Here is a 582-nt window from a genome sequence, read left to right on the forward strand (position 1 = left end):
GGCCTGGGCCGGCCAGCCACGGTGGCGCATCCTGGAGACGGGGTTTGGCCTGGGGCTGAATTTCCTCGTCACCTGGGCCGCGTGGCGCGCCGACCCGCAGCGCCCGCGCATCTTGCACTTCGTCTCCTGCGAGGGCTGGCCGGTGCGGGCCGAGGATCTGCTGCGCGCCGCACCCGATGATCCGCAACTGCGGCCGCTGGCCCGGCAGCTGGCAGAGCAGTTCTGGGGCTTGCTGCCGGGGGTGCATCGCCTGTCCTTCGAGGGCGGGCGGGTGCTGCTCACGCTGCTGGTCGGCGATGCCCAGGCGATGCTGCGCCAGCAGCAACCCAGCGCCGACTCCGTGTACCTGGACGGCTTCAGCCCGGAGCGCAACCCGGAGATGTGGAGCGTCCACACGCTGCGGGCCGTGGCGCGCTGCTGTCGGCGCGGCACGCGCCTGGCCACCTGGAGCGTGGCGCGCAGCGTGCGCGAGACCCTCGCCCAGTGCGGTTTTGTGGTGCACAAGGTCCCGGGCGTCCACCCGAAACGCGAAAACCTGCAGGCCGTCTTCGATCCGCCCTGGCAGCCGCGCCCCGGCCGGCC

The 582-nt window shown here is 73.0% G+C and carries 1 protein-coding gene; it reads left to right on the forward strand.

From position 1 onward, the window contains the following. On the forward strand, nucleotides 1-582 hold a 582-nt coding region (gene mnmC2, locus A612_RS01930; protein ID WP_040435632.1), incomplete at both ends, for a tRNA (5-methylaminomethyl-2-thiouridine)(34)-methyltransferase MnmC2.

The sequence above is a fragment of the Melaminivora alkalimesophila genome, from assembly GCF_000282995.1.
Lineage (GTDB): Bacteria > Pseudomonadota > Gammaproteobacteria > Burkholderiales > Burkholderiaceae_C > Melaminivora > Melaminivora alkalimesophila.